This is a genomic window from Haemophilus sp. THUN1691 (assembly GCF_059704425.1).
In genome coordinates this window covers 1698257-1718944 of the sequence record NZ_AP046578.1, presented here as the reverse complement: position 1 = coordinate 1718944, position 20688 = coordinate 1698257, and the positions used below count along the sequence as shown (strand labels likewise).

The 20688-nt window shown below is 37.3% G+C and carries 22 protein-coding genes; 8 read left to right on the top strand and 14 right to left on the bottom strand.

What is annotated here, in order from left to right; all coding sequences use genetic code 11:
- Positions 1 to 11: 11 nt before the first annotated feature.
- Genes hemH through ydiJ form a run of 3 tightly spaced genes read right to left on the bottom strand, consistent with a single transcriptional unit; the run spans position 12 to position 4493 of the window.
- Entirely contained in the window at positions 12 to 983 is a 972-nt protein-coding gene (gene hemH / locus AC6H0J_RS08250; RefSeq protein WP_497513489.1) for a ferrochelatase, read from the bottom strand.
- Positions 980 to 1396 carry a hotdog fold thioesterase gene (locus AC6H0J_RS08245; protein ID WP_071163225.1) on the bottom strand — a complete coding sequence of 139 codons (417 nt, stop codon included), beginning with the start codon at positions 1394 to 1396 and terminating at the stop codon, positions 980 to 982. The genes hemH and AC6H0J_RS08245 overlap by 4 nt, the downstream gene beginning before the upstream one ends.
- A 13-nt stretch (positions 1397 to 1409) precedes the next feature.
- Positions 1410 to 4493, bottom strand: a complete 3084-nt coding sequence (ydiJ, locus tag AC6H0J_RS08240) for a D-2-hydroxyglutarate dehydrogenase YdiJ (RefSeq protein ID WP_497513487.1) — start codon at positions 4491 to 4493, stop codon at positions 1410 to 1412.
- Between the two features lie 376 nt (positions 4494 to 4869).
- Between ydiJ and ompA the strand changes: the two genes are divergently transcribed.
- Both ompA and grxD read left to right on the top strand, forming a co-directional pair.
- Complete coding sequence (gene ompA, locus AC6H0J_RS08235; protein ID WP_497513485.1) at positions 4870 to 5949, top strand: porin OmpA; 1080 nt, start codon at positions 4870 to 4872, stop codon at positions 5947 to 5949.
- A 150-nt stretch (positions 5950 to 6099) separates the two neighbouring features.
- On the top strand, positions 6100 to 6423 hold the full coding sequence (grxD, locus tag AC6H0J_RS08230; protein WP_005627223.1) for a Grx4 family monothiol glutaredoxin: 324 nt from the start codon (positions 6100 to 6102) through the stop codon (positions 6421 to 6423).
- Between the two features lie 75 nt (positions 6424 to 6498).
- Here grxD and hisC read toward each other — a convergent pair whose 3' ends face one another.
- Entirely contained in the window at positions 6499 to 7599 is a 1101-nt protein-coding gene (gene hisC, locus AC6H0J_RS08225) for a histidinol-phosphate transaminase (protein WP_497513483.1), read from the bottom strand.
- An 89-nt stretch (positions 7600 to 7688) separates the two neighbouring features.
- The gene (gene serC, locus AC6H0J_RS08220; RefSeq protein ID WP_497513482.1) at positions 7689 to 8777 is read right to left on the bottom strand and encodes a 3-phosphoserine/phosphohydroxythreonine transaminase; all 1089 of its coding nucleotides are present in this window, start codon (positions 8775 to 8777) and stop codon (positions 7689 to 7691) included.
- Positions 8778 to 8962: 185 nt separating this feature from the next.
- Here serC and AC6H0J_RS08215 point away from each other — a divergent pair, with 185 nt between their 5' ends.
- On the top strand, positions 8963 to 9307 hold the full coding sequence (locus AC6H0J_RS08215) for a DUF496 family protein (RefSeq protein WP_005630430.1): 345 nt from the start codon (positions 8963 to 8965) through the stop codon (positions 9305 to 9307).
- 39 nt (positions 9308 to 9346) lie between these two features.
- Here the strand turns inward: AC6H0J_RS08215 and AC6H0J_RS08210 are convergent, their stop codons facing one another.
- Both AC6H0J_RS08210 and AC6H0J_RS08205 read right to left on the bottom strand, forming a co-directional pair.
- Positions 9347 to 9913, bottom strand: a complete 567-nt coding sequence (locus AC6H0J_RS08210; protein ID WP_497513479.1) for an aminotransferase class IV family protein — start codon at positions 9911 to 9913, stop codon at positions 9347 to 9349.
- The gene (locus AC6H0J_RS08205; protein ID WP_497513477.1) at positions 9913 to 10899 is read right to left on the bottom strand and encodes an aminodeoxychorismate synthase component I; all 987 of its coding nucleotides are present in this window, start codon (positions 10897 to 10899) and stop codon (positions 9913 to 9915) included. Before AC6H0J_RS08205 ends, AC6H0J_RS08210 begins: the two co-directional genes overlap by 1 nt.
- Before the next feature lie 41 nt (positions 10900 to 10940).
- Between AC6H0J_RS08205 and AC6H0J_RS08200 the strand changes: the two genes are divergently transcribed.
- From AC6H0J_RS08200 to AC6H0J_RS08185, 4 genes are all read left to right on the top strand, one after another.
- Complete coding sequence (locus AC6H0J_RS08200) at positions 10941 to 11522, top strand: anthranilate synthase component II (RefSeq protein ID WP_032825562.1); 582 nt, start codon at positions 10941 to 10943, stop codon at positions 11520 to 11522.
- Between the two features lie 83 nt (positions 11523 to 11605).
- Positions 11606 to 12760, top strand: a complete 1155-nt coding sequence (gene metK, locus AC6H0J_RS08195) for a methionine adenosyltransferase (protein ID WP_118843258.1) — start codon at positions 11606 to 11608, stop codon at positions 12758 to 12760.
- A 64-nt stretch (positions 12761 to 12824) separates the two neighbouring features.
- Complete coding sequence (locus tag AC6H0J_RS08190) at positions 12825 to 13340, top strand: SprT family zinc-dependent metalloprotease (RefSeq protein WP_118843259.1); 516 nt, start codon at positions 12825 to 12827, stop codon at positions 13338 to 13340.
- Between the two features lie 50 nt (positions 13341 to 13390).
- Positions 13391 to 13903: an opacity family porin gene (locus AC6H0J_RS08185; protein WP_223892996.1), complete on the top strand. Its 513-nt coding sequence runs from the start codon at positions 13391 to 13393 to the stop codon at positions 13901 to 13903.
- Positions 13904 to 14134: 231 nt separating this feature from the next.
- Here AC6H0J_RS08185 and artM read toward each other — a convergent pair whose 3' ends face one another.
- The 5 genes from artM to lpcA form a co-directional block, all read right to left on the bottom strand.
- Positions 14135 to 14818 (bottom strand): arginine ABC transporter permease ArtM, encoded by a 684-nt coding sequence (artM, locus tag AC6H0J_RS08180; protein WP_497513474.1) that lies wholly within the window; start codon positions 14816 to 14818, stop codon positions 14135 to 14137.
- On the bottom strand, positions 14818 to 15483 hold the full coding sequence (gene artQ, locus AC6H0J_RS08175) for an arginine ABC transporter permease ArtQ (protein WP_497513472.1): 666 nt from the start codon (positions 15481 to 15483) through the stop codon (positions 14818 to 14820). Before artQ ends, artM begins: the two co-directional genes overlap by 1 nt.
- Before the next feature lie 3 nt (positions 15484 to 15486).
- A complete protein-coding gene (locus tag AC6H0J_RS08170; protein ID WP_140581494.1) occupies positions 15487 to 16206 on the bottom strand; it encodes a lysine/arginine/ornithine ABC transporter substrate-binding protein in 720 nt (239 codons plus the stop codon).
- A 17-nt stretch (positions 16207 to 16223) separates the two neighbouring features.
- A complete protein-coding gene (gene artP / locus AC6H0J_RS08165) occupies positions 16224 to 16955 on the bottom strand; it encodes an arginine ABC transporter ATP-binding protein ArtP (protein WP_005625747.1) in 732 nt (243 codons plus the stop codon).
- A 125-nt stretch (positions 16956 to 17080) separates the two neighbouring features.
- Entirely contained in the window at positions 17081 to 17665 is a 585-nt protein-coding gene (lpcA, locus tag AC6H0J_RS08160) for a D-sedoheptulose 7-phosphate isomerase (RefSeq protein WP_497513470.1), read from the bottom strand.
- Positions 17666 to 17872: 207 nt separating this feature from the next.
- On the opposite strand from lpcA, the gene AC6H0J_RS08155 reads away from it, so the two are divergent.
- On the top strand, positions 17873 to 18679 hold the full coding sequence (locus AC6H0J_RS08155) for a DNA ligase (protein WP_497513468.1): 807 nt from the start codon (positions 17873 to 17875) through the stop codon (positions 18677 to 18679).
- A 28-nt stretch (positions 18680 to 18707) separates the two neighbouring features.
- Here the strand turns inward: AC6H0J_RS08155 and AC6H0J_RS08150 are convergent, their stop codons facing one another.
- Together AC6H0J_RS08150 and dppD are read right to left on the bottom strand one after the other, a co-directional pair.
- Positions 18708 to 19691 carry a peptide ABC transporter ATP-binding protein gene (locus AC6H0J_RS08150; RefSeq protein WP_497513466.1) on the bottom strand — a complete coding sequence of 328 codons (984 nt, stop codon included), beginning with the start codon at positions 19689 to 19691 and terminating at the stop codon, positions 18708 to 18710.
- Positions 19692 to 19693: 2 nt separating this feature from the next.
- On the bottom strand, positions 19694 to 20686 hold the full coding sequence (gene dppD / locus AC6H0J_RS08145) for a dipeptide ABC transporter ATP-binding protein (protein WP_497513464.1): 993 nt from the start codon (positions 20684 to 20686) through the stop codon (positions 19694 to 19696).
- Positions 20687 to 20688 lie beyond the last annotated feature (2 nt).

The window sequence follows — 20688 nt, the reverse complement described above, 5'->3', positions numbered from 1 at the left end:
CATTTCTATTATTAAGCAAGTTTTTCTAGGATCAATTTTCCCATCATTTCAATATGTGCATGCTCTACATTAAGTGCGGGAATATATTGATAAGAGTGTCCGCCATTGTTTAGGAAATTTTCTCGATTTTCTTTGTCAATTTCTTCAATGGTTTCTAAACAATCTACGGAGAAACCTGGGCAAATAACGGCAATTTTTTGAATGTTCTGTGTTGCAGCTGATTCTAAAAATTTATCGGTGTAAGGCTGTAGCCATTCTTCACGCCCAAAGCGCGATTGAAACGTCATTCCCCATTGGTTTTCTGTTAAGCCCAGCTTATTAACAACTGCAATAGTCGTTTGTTTACAATGTTCACGATAATAATCGCCCATTTTTTCATAACGCAGAGGAATACCGTGATAAGAAAATAGTAAAAACTCATCGGGTTTTAACCGCACTTTTATGGAATCGGCTAAGGCGTTAATGTAATTTTCATCAACATGATAAGAATGGATGAAATCAAAAGGCACTAATCCTCGTTCTTCTTTAAGAGCATTAGAGAATGCATCAAATACTGCGCCCGTGGTTGAGCTAGAGTATTGTGGGTAAAGAGGCAAAACAATAATTCGCTCAACTTGATTTTTAAGCAAGTTTTTCACCGCACTTTGCATTGAGGGATTGCCGTACGTCATGGCAATTTCTACTTGAGTATCGATATTTTGCTTATCTAAATAGGCTTGTAATGCGTCTTTTTGTTGTTGTGAAATGGCAAGTAAAGGCGAGCCTTGTTCTGTCCAAATCGATTGATAATTTTTAGCGATACGTTTTGAACGCAATGGCAAAATAATGGCTTTTAGCAGTGGATACCATTTGCAACGCGGTAAATCTACCACGCGAGGATCCGTTAAAAATTGCCATAAATAACGGCTAATTGACTTCGGTGTCGGGCTATCTGGCGTACCTAGATTGGCAAGTAATACGCCGATTTTCACTGGTTTTGTCATAAATTAATTACGGAAAGGGTTAATCTGGAAACACAGCAAAGTTTATTCTCTTCTGTGCGGATGTCAATTTGCCAAACTTGGATATTTCTACCCAAATTAATTGGTGTGGCTCTCGCGGTCACTTTACCTGAACGAACAGGGCGAAGATGATTGGCGTTAATATCCAATCCAACCGCAGTTTTGCCTTCTTCTAAACAAAGTGAACCCGCAAGAGAACCAATTGTTTCAGCTAACGCAACCGAAACCCCGCCATGCAATAAGCCGAACGGCTGCATAGTACGATGATCCACTGGCATTGTCGCTTCAATCCAGTCCTCGCCAAAAGCAGAAATTTCAATGCCAAGATGACTAACTGCACTGTTGGAGCAAAGTTGATTTAAGTTTTCGAGCGTGAAGTTTTTTTGCCAAATCATGATGTTCCTTTCATTATGCTAAAATTTCTAATAATGCCTGCACAGGGTGTTTTAGCATCACATGTTCATAACGTTTTACCTGATTGCGACAAGAATAGCCGGTTGCTAAACAAAAGTGCGGATCTTTTCCATGCAGTTTTTTACGCCACGATACATCGTAGATTTCTCGGCTCATTTTTTGATTTTGCACTTCATGTCCAAATACACCTGCCATACCGCAACATCCTACTTTTTCCACATTAAGTTGTTGTCCAAATCTTCCAAAAATTTCTTGCCATTCTTTTGGACTGTTCGGCGTAAAGGTAGATTCCGTACAATGCGGGAATAAATACCAATCGGAAGTGCGGTCAGTTTTGGCGATGTTTTTCAGTTTATCTTGTAATGCCGTATTTTGTAATCTTTGTTTTAACCATTCATGTGCGGTGAGAACGTGAAAATCACCACGTTTTTCTTGTAGTACTTCCTTGTATTCATCTCGATAAGACAGTACGATGGCTGGATCAACGCCTACAAGCGGAATGCCTAATTTTGCCATTCTATTTAAAAACTCGGCTTGGTTTTGTGCTGTTTTGCTAAAGCGTTTTAAGAAACCTTTAATGTGCATTGCTTTGCCGTTTGGTTTAAATGGCAACAAAATTGGGGTGAAGCCTAATTTCTGCGTAAGCATAACAAAATCGCGTACCACTTTCGCATCATAGTAAGATGTGTAAGGATCTTGCACAATAAATAAAATATCGTTTTTTTCTACCGCACTTAGGCTCTCCAATTCTTCCAAGGATTTGCCTTGATAATGAATTTCTACTAGCTGTTGTTGCAAATTGGGTTCAGAAAGCAAGGGCAAATCGGTCATGCCTAGCGTTTTTTCCACTAAGGCTTGCGTGACTTTTAGCTTGGTAAAATAATTAAAGAATTTTGCTTGTTTTGCCATATAAGGCGCAGCGATTTCTAAATTTGCCACAATGTGATCTTTTGCGGGCCGTAAGTAGCGGCTGTGATAAAAATGAAAGAATTTCGCGCGGAAACTTGGTACATCGATTTTAATCGGGCATTGACTCGCGCAGGCTTTACAAGCAAGGCAAGTGTCCATTGCAGCTTTCACTTCGTGAGAAAAATCATAATCGCCTCGCCATTTTTGAACCGTATTGCTTAGTCTTTTCACAAGTGCGGTTACTTTTATTTCTGTTTTACGGAAGTCTAATTGTGCGGGAGAAACATTTTCATTTGCCATCAATCGAAGCCATTCTCTAACCATGGCTGCGCGACCTTTCGGTGAAAATACACGGTTTTTACTGACTTTCATCGATGGGCACATAATGCTGTGTTCATCAAAATTGAAACATAAGCCGTTTCCATTACAGTTCATCGCACCCTTAAATTCATCGCGTATTTGGATAGGAATTTGACGATCGTTATCAGCTCGCATCGGCGAAAGAATAGAATAAAGTTCATCTTTGGAATCCAAAGGCGTACAGATTTTTCCTGGATTTAAGCGATTGTTCGGATCGAATAAGGTTTTGATATAACGAAGTTCGTGCCAGAGTTCTGGCGTAAAGAATTTTTCGCCGTAATGGGAACGCACGCCTTTTCCATGTTCTCCCCAAAGTAATCCACCATATTTAATCGTAAGTTCTGCCACTTCATCTGAAATTTGTTTAAATAATTTCACTTGTTCTTTATCGCATAAATCAAGCGCAGGGCGAACGTGCAATACGCCCGCATCGACGTGCCCAAACATGCCATATTGTAAATTGTGCTTGTCTAATAAAGCGCGAAATTCACTGATGTAATCCGCAAGATTTTCTGGTGGTACGCAAGTATCTTCTACAAAAGGAATTGGTTTGGCTACACCTTTTGCATTACCAAGTAAGCCCACGGCTTTTTTGCGCATTGCATAAATACGTTCAATAGAAGGTAAATCAGAACAGACTTGATAGCCAATAATGTGATCTTGGTTGTGTTCGATTTTTTCATCAAGTGATCGACAAAGTGCGGTGACTTGGCGGTCTATTTTTTCTTTATTATTACCAGCAAATTCCACAATATTTAAACCAAGAATTGGATCTTTTTCATCTTCTGTAAGAAGTTCATTCACAGAGTGCCAAATAATATCTTGTTTAGCGAGGTTTAAGACTTTGGAATCAACGGTTTCCACAGAAAGCGCATTGGCTTTCACCATAAAAGGTGCATTGCGTAATGCCGCATCAAAAGAACGATATTTAATATTGATGAGCGTGCGGTACTGCGGAATTGGCAGAAGATTGAGTTTGGCGTCACAAATAAATGCGAGAGAACCTTCAGAGCCAGTGAGAATTCTCGTAAGATTAAATTCACTTTCATCTTCATTGAATACATTTTTGAGATCGTATCCCGTTAAAAAACGGTTAAGTTGTGGCAAATCTTTAATGATTGCCCCTCTTTTTTCTTTGCAGTGTTGTGCGATTGTTTGATGGAGTCTTTTGCTACAATCACTTAATTCAAGCCCATCGATGTTTTCTAAAACATCAACAGAATTGACCGCACTTGTATCTAAAATCTCACCGTTCATTAATACTGCGCGTAATGCCAAAACGTGATTAGAGGTTTTACCATATTGCAATGAGCCTTGCCCCGAGGCATCTGTGTTAATCATTCCACCTAAAGTCGCTCGATTGCTGGTGGATAGCTCTGGCGCAAAGAATAAACCATGTGGTTTTAAAAATTGATTAAGTTGATCTTTTACTACGCCTGCTTGTACTCGAACCCAATGTTCTTTTATATTGAGTTCTAAAATGGCAGTCATATGACGAGAAAGATCCACTATTATATTGTTATTGATAGATTGTCCATTTGTGCCTGTGCCTCCACCACGAGGAGTAAAGGTGATTAATTGATATTCAGGTAAATTTGCTAATTTTGTTATACGTACTATATCAGCAACAGTTTTTGGAAAAAGAATCGCTTGAGGAAGTTGTTGGTAAACGCTGTTATCCGTAGCAAGACTTAATCTATCTGCATAGTTTGTAGCGATATCACCTTCAAAGTGTTGCTTTTGAAGTGTGTGGAGATAGTTAAGTACATCTTGTTCAATTTGTGGAGTGCGATTCAGACTTGGCAACATAGCATTTAACTCATCTAAAGGTATAAATAGCTGGATGCTCTCGATAATATCTTAAGGTGCGAACAATGTCGAATTAGATTTTAAGTGTTTTTAAGAAGTGTTTTATGGAGTAAATTAGGAAAAGTATGTTATTTGGATAAAAAACAAACAAAAAGTTCAAAAGAATTTGATCTTTTCAATTTTTATAGGATAATAAGCGGACTTTTGAACATTCCTTTGGCGTAAACAAAGGAATTGAATTTGTCAAAAGGTAAAACGTAGGGCAAATTCAAAACCCTAGTTAAGCGACTGTTTAGAATGTAACTTTAATTAAAAGTTCAGTATAAACAAGGACATTTTTTTATTACTATTCGATGACTAAATAGAGGACATCAAAATGAAAAAAACTGCAATCGCATTAGTAGTTGCTGGTTTAGCAGCAGCTTCAGTAGCTCAAGCAGCTCCACAAGAAAACACTTTCTATGCAGGTGTTAAAGCTGGTCAGGCATCTTTCCATAATGGTATCAGAGATCAAGCTCCAGGTTATCACCGTAATTCTTTCACTTATGGAGTATTCGGTGGTTATCAAATTTTAAATCAAGATAACTTAGGTTTAGCGGTTGAATTAGGTTATGACGATTTTGGTCGTGTTAGATACCGTTCAGATGCTCAACCTTTAGGTAAGCATACCGCTCATGGTGCTCATCTAACTTTAAAAGGTAGTTATGATGTGGGTAGCCTAGTAGGTTTAAATGGGTTAGATTTTTACGGACGTGCAGGTGTCGCTTTAGTTCGATCTGATATTAAAATTACTAAAGCAGCATATGCAGCAGATCCTCAAGAAAATGCAACTTTTGATGGAAAACGTAAACAACATAATTTACATGTTTCCCCTGTGTTTGCAGCTGGTTTAGAATATGCTATTTTGCCTGAATTAGCAGCTCGTTTAGAATATCAATGGGTGAATAAGGTGGGTCGTTTTAATGATGAAGACGGTCATCGTGTAAACTATTCTCCATGGATTGGTTCTATCAACGCTGGTGTTTCTTACCGTTTCGGTCAAGGCGCAGCTCCAGTTGTAGCAGCACCTGAAGTTGTAAGCAAAACTTTCAACTTAAACTCTGATGTAACTTTCGCGTTCGGTAAAGCAAACTTAAAACCACAAGCTCAAGCAGCTTTAGATGGTATCTACGGTGAAATCGCACAAGTTAACAACGCTAAAGTAGCTGTTGCTGGTTACACTGACCGTATCGGTTCTGACGCTGGTAACTTAAAACTTTCTCAACGTCGTGCTGACACTGTAGCTAACTACTTCGTAGCTAAAGGTGTTTCTGCAGATGCAATCTCTGCAACTGGTTATGGTAAAGCAAACCCAGTGACTGGTGCAACTTGTGACCAAGTTAAAGGTCGTAAAGCGCTTATCGCATGTCTTGCTCCAGACCGTCGTGTAGAAATCGCAGTTAACGGTACTAAATAATTTTAGTATTCGTTTAACGAAAGATTAAATACAGCAAAAGGCTTAAACTTCGGTTTAGGCCTTTTGTTTTATATGAATCTAAAACCAAGCATTTCAATCAAGTTTTAACTTATGATAGAATGCGGTTCTCATTTATTTATAGGGAACATTATGGAAACCTTAGACAAAATCAAAAAGCAAATTAGTGAAAATCCAATTCTTATTTATATGAAAGGTTCACCAAAATTACCATCTTGTGGATTTTCTGCTCGTGCATCTGAAGCATTGATGAATTGTAAAGTACCTTTTGGTTATGTAGATATTTTGCAACATCCAGATATTCGTGCTGAATTACCAGCATATGCAAACTGGCCAACTTTTCCGCAATTATGGGTGGAGGGAGAATTAATTGGTGGTTGTGATATCATTTTAGAGATGTATCAATCTGGTGAATTACAAACTTTATTAGCTGAAGTTGCAGCAAAACACGCTTAAGATATGAGAAAAATGAAACCCGCTTATAGCGGGTTTTTTTATACAAATAAATTTGTTTTTTATTGAATAAATAGTCTAGGCAAGCTTTAATACCTTAGAAAGTGCGGTAAAAAATCGATCATTTTCTTCAGGTAAACCAATACTTACGCGCAAATGATTCGGCATGCCATACCCAGCGATTGGGCGAACAATTACGCCTTCATGTAATAATGCATCATAAATTGGTGCGGCAGGTTGTTTGAAATCAATCGTTATAAAATTTCCTTTGGAAGGAATATATTCTAATTGATGATGTTGGCAGAACTCTTCGTAACGTCTCATTTCTACTCGATTATTTTTAGTTACTTTCTCAACAAATTCATCGTCATTCATTACGGCAACAGCAGCGGTTAACGCCAAAGAATTACAGTTAAATGGTTGTCGAACTCGATTTAATAAATCTGCGATTTCTGGATTAGATACCGCATAACCAATGCGTAAACCTGCTAAGCCATAGGCTTTAGAAAGAGAGCGTGAAATAATTAAATTTGAATATTTTTTTAATAAACGGAAGGAGTCCACTCGTTCTTCAGATCTGGTAAATTCAGTGTAGGCTTCATCTAATACCACGATTACATTTTTGGGAACTTCTGCTAAAAAATCTTCAATTTCTTGCGACGTTAAAAAATTACCCGTTGGATTATTGGGATTAGCAATGTAAATTAGCTTTGTTTTATCAGAAAGTGCGGTCAAAAATTCTTGTAAATCGTGCCCCCAATTTTTAGCTGGAATTTCTTTTGCAACTGCATTAATCGCTTTAGTTACTAAAGGATAAACAATAAAGGCATATTGTGAATAAATGATTTCATCGCCTTCGGTTGCAAAGGTGTGAGCAAAAAGTTCTAATAAATCATTTGAGCCATTTCCGAGCGTAATTTGATTTGGTTGAACGCCAAATTTTTTTGCGATAGTTTGTTTTAGTTCAAAGCCATTCGCATCTGGATAACGAGTCAGCTTATCTAATTGTTCGAAAATGGCTTTTTTTGCACTTTCTGGAAAACCAAATGGGTTTTCGTTTGAGGCCAGTTTAACGATATTGGAAATGCCAAGTTCTCGTTCTAATTCTTCAATGGGTTTGCCTGCTTGGTAAGGTGATAAGGATTTTACGCCACGATTGGCAATATTTATGTACTGCATAGTGTTATTTGAAAATATTGGTGTGGATTAGGATTAATTTTCAAGTAAATTTGGGCGTAGTGAATACGCCCATTGAAAATATTCTTTAACTATTGAGGACGATTTTCAGCTTCAAATTTCTTCATAAATGAAATGAGTGCCTCAACGCCTTCTTGTGGTATAGCATTGTAGATAGATGCTCGCATTCCACCTAAAACCTTGTGACCTTTCAAGGCTTGTAAGCCCGCAGCAGTAGATTCTGCGACAAATTTTGCATCTAATTCAGGATTGCCAGTGATGAAAGTGACATTCATTGTTGAGCGGTTTTCTTTTGCTACCACATTGCGGTAAAGTTTGCTCGAATCAATATAATCATAAAGGGTTTGTGCTTTTAGCGCATTACGTTTTGCGATCACCGCTAAGCCCCCCATTTCTTTAAGATGTTTAAATACGAGGGAACATAAATACCAAGCAAATGTTGGTGGTGTATTGATCATTGAGTCTGCATCACGTTGAGTTGCATAATTCCAAATAGATGGGGTTTCTTTACATGCATTACCGATTAAATCATCACGAATAATGACTAATGTAATGCCCGCAGGACCAAGATTTTTTTGCGCACCGGCATAAATTACACCAAATTTACTGATATCGATTTGGCGTGAAAGAATATTTGAAGACATATCAGCGACCAATACGGCATCGCCTACATTTGGTACATCAAAAATCTCTACACCACTGATGGTTTCGTTCGGGCAATAATGAACGTAGTCATATTGATCAGCGATATGGCTAAAATCAAGATTGGTAATTCGAGTCTGCTCGCCATTTTCTACAATAGTGATTTCATCAATTTCTGTAAAATTTCTTGCTTCTTTTGCCGCTGTAGCTGACCAATGCCCACTATTTAAATAAAGGGCTTTGCCTTTTTTACCGATTAAGTTCATCGGAATCGCTGCAAATTGACCGCGAGCACCGCCTTGTAAGAAAAGTACGCGATAGTTATCAGGAATATTGTAAACCTCACGTAGATCTTTTTCTGCTTGTGCAATAAGTTCCATGAAATATTTACCGCGATGGCTCACCTCCATTACGGACACTCCTTGATTGAGCCAGTTTGTCAATTCACCTTGTGCTTTTTGTAGCACTTCTGGAAAAATCATCGCTGGGCCAGCGCTAAAATTAAAGACTTGTGACATTGTGTTTCCTTATTTTTGTAGATAGTTAAATCTGTTTTATCACTAGAAAAGCAGAGAATCAACGGTTTTTCGGTAAATAAAAAATTTTTTTGAGCTGACTCACAAAATTTACTTTCAGCTTTTGACGAATTATCAAAAAGAGGCTACATTACCGCTATCAATTTTCTTACTAAAAGAGAGTCATTATGGAAACTGTAAACAAGCAATCTTTCCAAGAAGTGTTGGAATACGTGCGTATGTATCGTTCGAAAAACAAAATTAAGCGCGACATGGAAGACAATAATCGTAAAATCCGTGACAATCAAAAACGCGTATTATTGTTAGATAACTTAAATCAATACATTCGTGATGATATGACCATCGAAGAGGTGCGTGGAATTATTGAAAGTATGCGTGATGACTATGAAGGTCGTGTTGATGATTATACGATTCGCAATGCAGAGCTTTCTACGCAACGTCGAGAGATCAGTGCGAAAATGAAAAGTCAGAAAAAAGCGCATGCGGAATTGTTGAAAAACTCTGAAAAATAATTGTAATAAAATAGCCGGCTGAATCAGTTGGCTTATTTTTTATAAGCTATTCATTGCATTAATGATTTTAATTTCATCAAAATTGACAATATCTTCTTGGAATATTGTGCGTTCTTGAATTTTCCCCTCTTGTAATAATTTTTCTCGTTGTGTGCCTAAAAGCAATGGCGTGTCTGGCGTGTACCATTTTTTTCCTTGGCGAAAAATTAAATTACCAATGGAACAATCTGTCACTTTTCCATTTTTGATAATAATAATTTCATCACAAGAATCACGTTGAGCAAACAATGTATTAATTAAACTGCGATCGGAATATTTCAAGCTATATTCGATATCGTCACAAATTACAGGTTGAAAAGTGCGGTAAATTTTTCGATGGTATTCAAAATATTGAATTTGTGTGGTTTCGGCATTGTAATCAATGCGACAGCGAACTAATTGATTTTGTAAGGGCTCTGGCAGTTGAATGAGTGAAAAAAGATTAAAAATTTTCACCGCACTTTTGCCATAATATTCACGCAAACTACGTTCATATCGTGCTTGGTGTAAATCGATATTTTGAATTTTCCCGTTTTCAATACAAAGGGTTTCAAATAGAGGATACATTAATCAGCACCTTCAATCGGTAAATAGACTTTTTCTAACAATTCTTTATATTCATCTTGCACATTGCTATGAATGGTAATACCGCCTCCGCTATGAAAATAAAATTTTTCATCTACTTGAGAAATAAAGCGAATTGCTACCGCACTTTGTAGTGTTTTGCCATCAAATATGCCAAAGATTCCTGTGTAATAACCGCGTTTTTGTTTTTCTGCTTGCTGAATAATTTGTATGGTTTTTTCTTTTGGTGCGCCACTAATAGACCCAGCAGGCAAGAGGGTCGCTAAAATATCCCCAATTTGATTTTGCCAGTTTTCTTTCAATTTTCCGTAAATTTCAGAACTGGTTTGCAGTATTTCGCCTTTTTGTGTTTTGATGCGATCGATATAACGAAATTTTTTAACACGAATGTTTTCTGCGACCATGGATAAATCATTACGCATCAAATCAACAATCGTGTAATGTTCGCGTTGTTCTTTTTCATTTGTGAGTAACTGATTTTCTGCATCGGGCATAGATGCATTAATTGTCCCTTTCATGGGATAAGTAAAAATGCTGTTGTCATGAATATTGACAAAACATTCTGGTGAGAAGCAAACAAATTGATCTTGTAACCACAATTTATAAGGTGCATTTGTTTGATGAAAAATTTGTTCAAGTGAAATATTTCCTGAAATTTCAGTCGGATAGGTGAGATTCAATAAATAAGAATTGCCTTTTTGCAATTCACTTTGAACAAGTTCAAAACCTTGTTGATAATGCGAGAAGGGTATTGGATGTTTGGTAAAATTAAGAGGGAGAGGTTGTGGAGAAATTGTGCAATTTCTTTTCCCTAAAATATCAAAATAAATGCCTTGTTGTGCAGAATTTTCGAGAGGACAAATCAATGGTTTTTCTTTTTCAAAATCAATGAGAAAGAAAAATGGCGTGCGTTGTTTGCCATAATGATTAGCCTGTTCAATAAAATGTTGCATTGTGCTTTGTGTCATTTTGCGTAAAATTGCTCGATTATAACGAATGCCGAGCGGTTATGAAATTACTCATCATTAATAATCACGATTCTTTTACTTTTAACTTGGTGGATTTAATTCGAAAATTAAATGTGCCTTATGATGTTTTAAACGTGGAAGATTTAAAGGAAAGTACAGCGGAAAAATATAGTCATATATTGATTTCGCCAGGGCCTGATGTACCACGAGTTTATCCACAACTTTTTTCTATGTTGGAAAAATATTATCAGCAAAAATCTATTTTAGGTGTGTGTTTAGGGCATCAAACCTTATGTGAATTTTTTGGTGGTACATTGTATAACTTACAGAAAGTCCGTCATGGCCAGAAACGAATTTTAAAAGTACGGTCAAATTCTCCATTATTTTTTAGCCTTCCAAGCGAATTTAATATCGGGCTATATCATTCTTGGGGCGTACAGAAAAAAGATTTTCCTAGTTGCCTAGAAATTACCGCACTTTGTGATGAAGGCGTGGTCATGGCTATGGAGCATAAATCTTTACCAATTTATGGTGTTCAGTTTCATCCAGAGTCTTATATGTCAGACTTCGGTGAGCAAATTTTGCGTAATTGGTTGACTATTCCTGCTGCGATTAATCAATAATAGCGCTTGCTTATTAAGCAAAAATACGTATTATAGACGTCTATACGTCAATACATCTAAATTTAAAGAAAAAGAGAGAAAATATGTCTAGCTATTTATTTACATCCGAATCAGTCTCTGAAGGGCATCCAGATAAAATTGCCGATCAAATTTCTGATGCGGTACTTGATGAAATCCTAAAACAAGATCCAAAAGCACGAGTAGCTTGTGAGACCTACGTAAAAACTGGTATGGCATTGGTTGGTGGTGAAATTACCACATCAGCATGGGTCGATATTGAGAATTTAACGCGTAAAGTGATTTGTGATATTGGTTATGAACATTCTGAAATGGGTTTTGATGGTCATTCTTGTGCGGTGCTTAATGCGATTGGTAAACAATCTGCAGATATTAATCAAGGCGTTGATCGTGAAAATCCATTAGATCAAGGCGCAGGCGACCAAGGTATTATGTTTGGTTATGCTACTAATGAAACGGATGTATTAATGCCAGCAGCCATTACTTATGCTCATCGTTTAATGGAAAAACAAGCTGAAGTGCGTAAAAGAGGTAAATTAGCTTGGTTGCGCCCTGATGCGAAAAGCCAAGTCACGTTAAAATATGAAGATAATAAAATTGTTGGTGTGGATGCAGTTGTGCTTTCTACTCAACATTCTGAAGAAGTTAGCCAAAAAGACTTACATGAAGGTGTGATGGAAGAAATTATCAAACCTGTATTACCAAGTGAATGGCTTTCTAAAGAAACAAAATTCTTCATTAACCCGACTGGTCGTTTTGTTATTGGTGGGCCAATGGGCGATTGTGGTTTAACAGGTCGTAAAATTATCGTAGATACTTACGGTGGTGCTGCTCGTCACGGTGGTGGTGCATTTTCAGGAAAAGATCCCTCTAAAGTAGACCGTTCAGCAGCTTATGCTGCACGTTATGTCGCAAAAAATATTGTGGCAGCTGGTTTAGCAGATCGTTGTGAAATCCAACTTTCTTATGCGATTGGTGTGGCTGATCCAACATCTATCATGGTCGAAACCTTTGGAACTGGAAAAATTGCGAATGAATTATTAGTGTCATTAGTTCGTGAATTCTTTGATTTACGTCCTTATGGCTTAATTAAAATGTTAGATTTAATTCAACCAATCTATCGTGAAACGGCAGCTTATGGTCATTTCGGTCGTGAGCAATTCCCTTGGGAAAAAGTGGATCGTGCAGCAGAATTACGTGTTGCAGCAGGATTAAAATAATCTTATTTTTGAATTTAGTAAATTATATAAAAGCCGCTTATCTAGCGGTTTTTTCTTTTCAATCATGGCATCAATAGAGCAAATTCCATTTCGTCATTTAAAAATGCAAGTGCAACGCAAATTGAATCAGTCTTTGCAGCTTGCAGAGACTTATTTTAAGCGAAAATTTACAATACCCGAGGTAAATTATGAGTTACGTGGAATAAAGGCAGGAGTGGCCTACCTACAAAAAAATGAAATAAAATTTAACCGCACTTTGTTATTAGAAAATGCAGATGAATTTATTCTACAAGTGGTGCCGCATGAGCTTGCGCATTTGATTGTGTATCAAATGTTTGGTCGCGTAAAACCTCATGGGAAAGAGTGGCAGCTTGTAATGAATGAAATTTTTAATCTTCCTGCGGATACTTGTCATCAATTTGATGTAAAAAGTGTGCAAGGGAAAACCTTTGAATATCATTGTGCATGTCAAACACATTTTCTAAGTATTCGCCGCCATAATAGAATAGTGAGAGAAAAGATTGAATATTTATGTAGAAAATGTAAGGGAAAATTAGTTTTTGTCGATGAAACAGAATAATTTTTGTGATATATTTTTCCAGTTCATTCAATAAATAAAGGAGTTATCCAATGAAAAAATCTTTATTAGCAGTTATTGTTGGTGCATTTGCCTTTGCTTCTATTGCAAATGCGAATATCTATGCTGAAGGCGATATCGGTTTATCTCAAACTAAAGCAAACGGTAGTAATAATACTCGAATTGAACCTCGTGTAGCGGTTGGTTATAAATTAGGAAATACGCGTGTTGCGGGTGATTATACTCATCATGGAAAAGTTGATGGCGCGAAAATTCACGGTTTAGGTGCATCAGTATTATATGATTTTGATACAAATTCTAAAGTTGAACCTTATGTAGGTGCTCGTGTTGCAGCTAACCAATTCAAATATGATAATAGAGCGAACCAAGTATATAAAAGTTCTTCTGAAACTAAAATTGGCTATGGTGTTGTAGCGGGTGCTAAATATAAATTAGATGGTAACTGGTACGCTAATGGCGGTGTTGAGTATAACCGTCTAGGTAGTTTTGATAATACCAAAGTTAATAACTATGGTGCGAAAGTTGGTGTAGGTTACGGATTCTAATTTTTAGAATATGTAAAATTTTTTATTAAACACTTTAATTTAACGGTGATCGTCTAAGGCGAACACCGTTATTCGTTTTAGGGCGGAGTAGAAAATAGTTGATCAAAAGTGCGGTTAAAAATTCTCGGAAATCTTATTTCTCAATAGTTTTTTGAGAGAACTATCACATTAAAATATAAAAAATCCCAACCTAGGTTGGGATTTAAAAATGACTAAAGATTTTACCGCACTTTATGCTTTGCTTACTTCAAAACGTTCAAATGCCAATACTTTTTTCTCTAATTTGCGTAGCAATAAAGTCGCAATGCCCGTAATAATTAAATAGATACCGCCCGCAATGCCGTAAATTGTCAGTGCATCATATTCTGTACCATAAAGTTGGCGAGCATAGCCCATAATATCCATAATTGTAATAGTGGATGCTAATGCCGTGCCTTTAAATACCAAAATAATTTCGTTACTGTAAGACGGCAACGCACGTTTTAAGGCATAAGGAATTAAAATTTTTAAAGTTTGTATGCAGTTTAATCCTAATGCGGCACAACTTTCCCATTGTCCTTTAGGAATGGCTTTCACTGCACCATGAAATAATTGTGTGGAGTAGGCTGCACTGTTTAGCGCTAAAGCTAATGCAGCACAGAACCAGGCATTGGATAAGAGATACCATAATGGGCTGTCAATAATCCACTGGAATTGGCCCGGCCCCGCATAAATTAAAAAGAACTGTACTAACAGTGGCGTGCCAGTGAATAAAGTAAGGTATAAATTAACCGCTCTTTTTACCCATTTGTTTTCCATTGAAAGTAAAAAAGTGAGAAATAATGCCAAACAGAAGGCAATCAGCAACGATACGACTGTAAGCAATAAACTCGTTGGAATCCCTTGTGCGATCACGCTTAAATATTCTTGAAACATTATTTCACGCCCCTTTCAAAACGAGTAAAACGCAGCTCTAATTTTCGAATACCAACTTGGCTAATTAATGTCACCGCTAAATAAATTAACGCAGCAATACCGTACCAAGTAAAGGGTTGATGTGTATTGGTATTAATCAGATCCGCTTGGCGCATCAAATCGTCCACGCCAATTAATGAAACCAGTGCTGTATCTTTTAGTAATACAAGCCATTGATTGCTTAAACCTGGTAAGGCATGACGCCATACCTGTGGCATGACAATGTGAATGAACGTATAGCTTTTGCTTAAGCCTAGCGCTGCACCAGACTCCCATTGACCTTTTGGAATAGCTTGAATTGCACCTCGTAATGTTTGTGAAGCATAAGCTGCAAAAATGAGAGAAAGTGCAAACACACCACAGCCAAATGCCCCAAATTCAATGTATTCTCCTGTTAGCATTTCTACTAATTCAGTAGAACCAAAATACACGAGTAATACAACGAGAATTTCAGGTAAGCCACGCAATAAGGCAATGAATACTGCAGTTGGTTTGCCAACAAAACGATTTGCCTCAAGTACGGAAAAAATTAGGCTTAAAAATAACCCTAGGATTAATGAACAGACCGCAAGCCCTAAAGTCATTAGGGCTGCGGTAAGCATTAAAGAAAGAAAATCATAACTCATAGATTATTTTGTCATCCATTTATCATAGATTTTTTGGTATTCACCATTTGCTTTAATTGCAGCTAAACCTTTGTTTAATTGCTCAGCTAATTCTTTATTTGATTTATGCATCGCAATGCCTAAACCATTACCAAAATATTTTTTATTTGCTACTTTTTCGCCAACAAATTGCATTTCTGGTTCTTTGCTAATCATATCTGCAAGTACTGCGGTATCACCAAAAATCATATCAATTCTACCGCTCTTTAAGTCTAAAATTGCGCTTTGTAAGCTCGCATAAGCCTTAGTTGTATATTGCTTAGTTTCAGCTACTGTGTATTGTTGGAATGTGGTTCCATTTTGAACACCAACATTTTTTGCACTTTCTAACGTTGCTTTTCCTTTAAGGGTTACATAGCTTGCTGTGCTATCGTAATATGCATCAGAGAATAAAACCTGTTTTGCTCTCGCATCGGTAATATCAATAGCGGAAATAGATGCATCAAAGCGTTTTGCTTTTAAATTTGGAATTAGTGCATCAAAAGCTTCGCCTTTGAATTTACACGTTGCTTGGATTTCTTTACAAATTGCATTCGCCACATCGACATCAAAACCAATAATTTCGCCTTTTTCATTTGTAGTTTCAAATGGTGGATAGCTAGGTTCCATTGCAAAAGTAAGCTCTTGTGCGTTTGCTGCTACAGATGCGCCTAATAAAATTGCAGTTAATAATGTTTTTTTCATAATAAAATCCTTATTCTCTAGTGAGAAAGATATTGTTTAAATTGTTCGGTTTTCGGGTTTTCAAAACAATCTGCCGAGCCTATTTCGACAATTTTTCCCTGTTCCATATACACCACTTTTGTTGCCACTTTTTGTGCAACATTGACTTCGTGGGTCACAATCACCTGAGTAATGCCGGTTTCTTGTAATTCTTTAATTATATCTACAACTTGCGCAGTAATTTCTGGATCTAGCGCTGCCGTTGGTTCATCAAATAGTAGAACTTGTGGCTTCATCATCAGTGCCCGGGCTATTGCAACACGTTGTTGCTGACCACCTGATAAATGTAATGGAAAGCGATCTGCTAGTTGTTCTAAACGTAAACGTTTTAACAACTCCATTGCATCTGCTTTAGCTTCATTTTCGCTTACGCCACGCACTTTCATTGGCGCTTCAATTAAGTTTTCAATAACAGTTAAGTGCGGCCAAAGGTGATATTGTTGAAATACCATTCCTACATCTTGACGTAATTGTCGGATGGCTTTGGGATTTGCCATTGCATTGGATAAATTAAAATCATTGTTTGCAATGCTTAATTCGCCAGATTTTGGCACTTCTAACAAATTTAATGTGCGAATTAATGTACTTTTGCCTGCGCCACTTGGGCCAAGCAATACAACGGTATCACCCTCATTAGCTTCAAGATTAATATCAAATAATGCTTGAGATGAACCGTAAAAGAAATTTAGATTTTTAACACGAATAGTCATTTCAATTTTCTCGTTGTTTAAGATGAAAAAATATTACATTTTTATGCATAATTATGCAAGTGGCGTAAATAAAAAATCCCAAAAAAATTTGGGATTTTAAAAATTTGATTGAAATCAACCGCACTTTACGCTTCTCTAGCCATCTCGAATTCAATTAACATCATTAAAATATGAATGACTTTGATATGGATTTCTTGAATACGATCTGCATAACGGAAATGTGGTACACGGATTTCAACATCCGCTAATCCAGCCATTTTTCCGCCGTCTTTACCTGTCATCGCAATAACTTTCATGCCTTTTGCTTTTGCAGCTTCAATGGCGTTTAAAATGTTTTTTGAATTGCCAGAGGTCGATAAACCGAATAACACATCGCCTTTTTGACCCACAGCTTCAACATAGCGTGAAAAGACATATTCATAACCAAAATCATTACTTACACAGCTTAAATGACTTACATCTGAAATCGCAATAGCGGGGTAGCCAGGACGATTTTCACGGTAACGACCAGTTAATTCTTCTGCAAAATGCATCGCATCACAGTGCGAACCGCCATTGCCACAAGAAAGCACCTTGCCGCCTTGCTTGAAACTGTTGGAAATTAATAATGCTGCTTCTTGAATTAATTTAATATTATTTTCGTCAGAAATAAATTTGTTTAACACATCTTGTGCTTCTACAAGTTCTGCTTTGATTTGATCTAAATACATTGATTGCTCCTTGTTGGGAATAAAATCGCGATGGCATTGTATAGCAGATAAACATTCTCCGCTAGCCTAAATAAAAATTCATCTTTTTCCGATGAAGTAATGATTTTTTGCGATTTAGATCGTAATAGTGAATTTGCGTGTTTTTAGATTATTCCAGATAAACGTATTCTGAGAAAAATGACCAGTTCTCAGATTTACAAAAATATCATGAAATTTTACCGCTCTTTGTTACTTTTCTTCGTGAGTCCTTTCTCTTTGGCTAGCCCAGATTTAATGCTTCTTCATACCTACGATAATCAACCAATAGAAAGTTGGGTCATGTCAGAAAAGTTGGATGGTGTACGCGGTTATTGGGATGGAAAGCAATTATTAACCCGACAAGGGCAACGTTTATCTCCGCCCGCCTATTTCATTAAGGATTTTCCGCCTTTTGCGATTGACGGTGAATTATTTAGTGAGCGGAATCATTTTGAGGAAATTTCATCAACCACAAAGTCTTTTAAAGGCGATGGTTGGGAAAAACTTAAATTGTATGTTTTTGATGTGCCTGATGCAGGGGGCAATTTATTTGATCGTTTGGCTAAATTGAAAGCGTATTTACTTGAAAATACAACAGCTTACATTGAAATTATTGAACAAATCCCAGTGAGAGATAAAGCGCATTTATATGAGTTTCTTAGTCAAATCGAGTCTTTGAAGGGGGAAGGCGTCGTTGTACGAGATCCTAATGCACTTTACGAACGAAAACGTAGCCATCGGATTTTAAAATTAAAAACGACTCAAGATGAAGAATGTACGGTTATTGCACACCATAAAGGTAAAGGACAATTTGAAAATGTGATGGGCGCTTTAACTTGTAAAAATCATCGGGGAGAATTTAAAATCGGTTCGGGTTTTAATTTAAAGGAACGAGAAAATCCGCCTCAGATAGGATCCGTGATTACTTATAAATATCGAGGCCTTACGAATAATGGAAAACCTCGATTTGCAACTTATTGGAGAGAGAAAAAATGAGCCTATTTATCAGTCTGACAAAATGAATTTAATCAATATGGAAACAAGCGATTAATTTTCCATCAGTATGTTGCTCCAAGTGCGGTTGATTTTCACGGCATTTTTCTGTTGCTTTCCAACAACGAGGATTAAATGCACAGCCTTTTGGCGGATTAATCGGGCTTGGCAATTCACCCGCCAACTTTATACGTTCACGGCGCAAGTTTGGTGACAAACGAGGCGTCGCTGAAAGTAACGCTTTGGTGTAAGGATGTTGAGGATTAGAGAAAATTTGTTCTGTTGTTCCTTTTTCAACACAACGACCTAGATACATCACCATCACTTCATCGGCGATATGCTCTACTACCGAAAGATCGTGCGAAATGAAGACGTAAGACAAGCCTAATTCATCTTGTAAATCCATCATTAAATTCAGTACTTGCGCACGCACGGAAACATCTAATGCAGAAACAGGTTCATCGGCAACGACAACATCAGGATCTAACATTAAACCTCGAGCGATGGCAATACGCTGGCGTTGTCCGCCTGAGAACATGTGAGGATAACGGTCATAAAATTCAGCGCGTAATCCCACTTTTTTCATCATTGATAAAACTTTTTCTCGACGTTCTTTGGCAGAAAGTTTTGTGTTGATGATTAATGGTTCTTCCAAAATTGAACCAATTTTTTTGCGTGGATTTAATGACGCATATGGATTTTGGAAAACAATTTGAATTTTTTTACGACGTAGCGCCTTTGTTTCAGGATCATTTTCTAAAAAATTATGCCCTTTGTAATACAGTTCGCCTTCGGTTGGTTGTTCAATCATGGTTAGCAAACGCCCTAGCGTTGATTTACCACAACCTGATTCACCCACGACAGCTAAAGTTTTACCTCGTTCAAGCTGAAAAGAGACTCCATCTAACGCTTTTACTTGCTGTGGTTTTGCAAACAATCCTTTTTTTACAGGGTAATATTTTTTTAAGCCAATCGCATTTAATAATGGCGTATTTTCTTTTACTTCATTCGTCATTATTAAGCTCCTTGATATTCAACGGGATTGCCTTGCTCGTTCAGCGGAGTATGGCATTTTACTTTACGAGAACCGATATGGTGCAATTTAGGTTCGACTTGGCGACAATATTCGGTTGCATAAGGACAGCGAGGATTTAATAAACAGCCTGTTGGGCGGTCGTATTTTCCAGGTACTACACCTTGCAATGACTCCAAGCGAGATTTTCCTTCTGCAAATTCAGGCAATGAACGTAATAAGGCTTGCGTGTAAGGATGTTTTGGTTCGCGGAAAATATCTTTTGCGGTGCCTTCTTCAACGATTTGTCCAGCATACATTACGATAATTCGATCTGCAGCTTCGGCAACAAGCGCAAGATCATGGGTAATCAAAATCAGCGACATGCATTCTTTTTTTTGCAATTCGAGTAAGAGTTCCATAATTTGAGCTTGAATGGTAACGTCTAACGCAGTAGTTGGCTCGTCAGCAATCAATAATTTAGGTCTACAAGCAATTGCCATCGCAATCATCACTCGCTGACTCATTCCGCCAGACAGCTGATGGGGATAAACATCAATCCGAGATTCAGGATCCGGGATACCGACCAATCTTAAAAGCTCTAAAGTGCGGTCTTTTCTCGCCTTTTTTGTACCGCCTTCATGAGTTTTTAACGCCTCCATAATTTGGAAACCTACAGTATAAGCTGGATTCAAGCTTGTCATCGGATCTTGGAAAATCATTGCGACATCAGCACCAATAAGCTGACGTTTAGCTTTGCTCTCTAAAGTGAGTAAATCAGTGCTTTCAAATTGCAAGGATTCTGCCGATACACGTCCAGGATGATCAATTAGTCCCATAATTGCGAGAGAACTCACAGATTTTCCTGACCCCGATTCTCCCACAATGCCAAGCACTTCACCTTGTGCGACTTGATAGCTGATGCGATCCACTGCTTTAAATGGCGTATTTTTATCGCCAAAGTGAACAGAAAGTTCTTTTACGTCTAATAATGCCATTC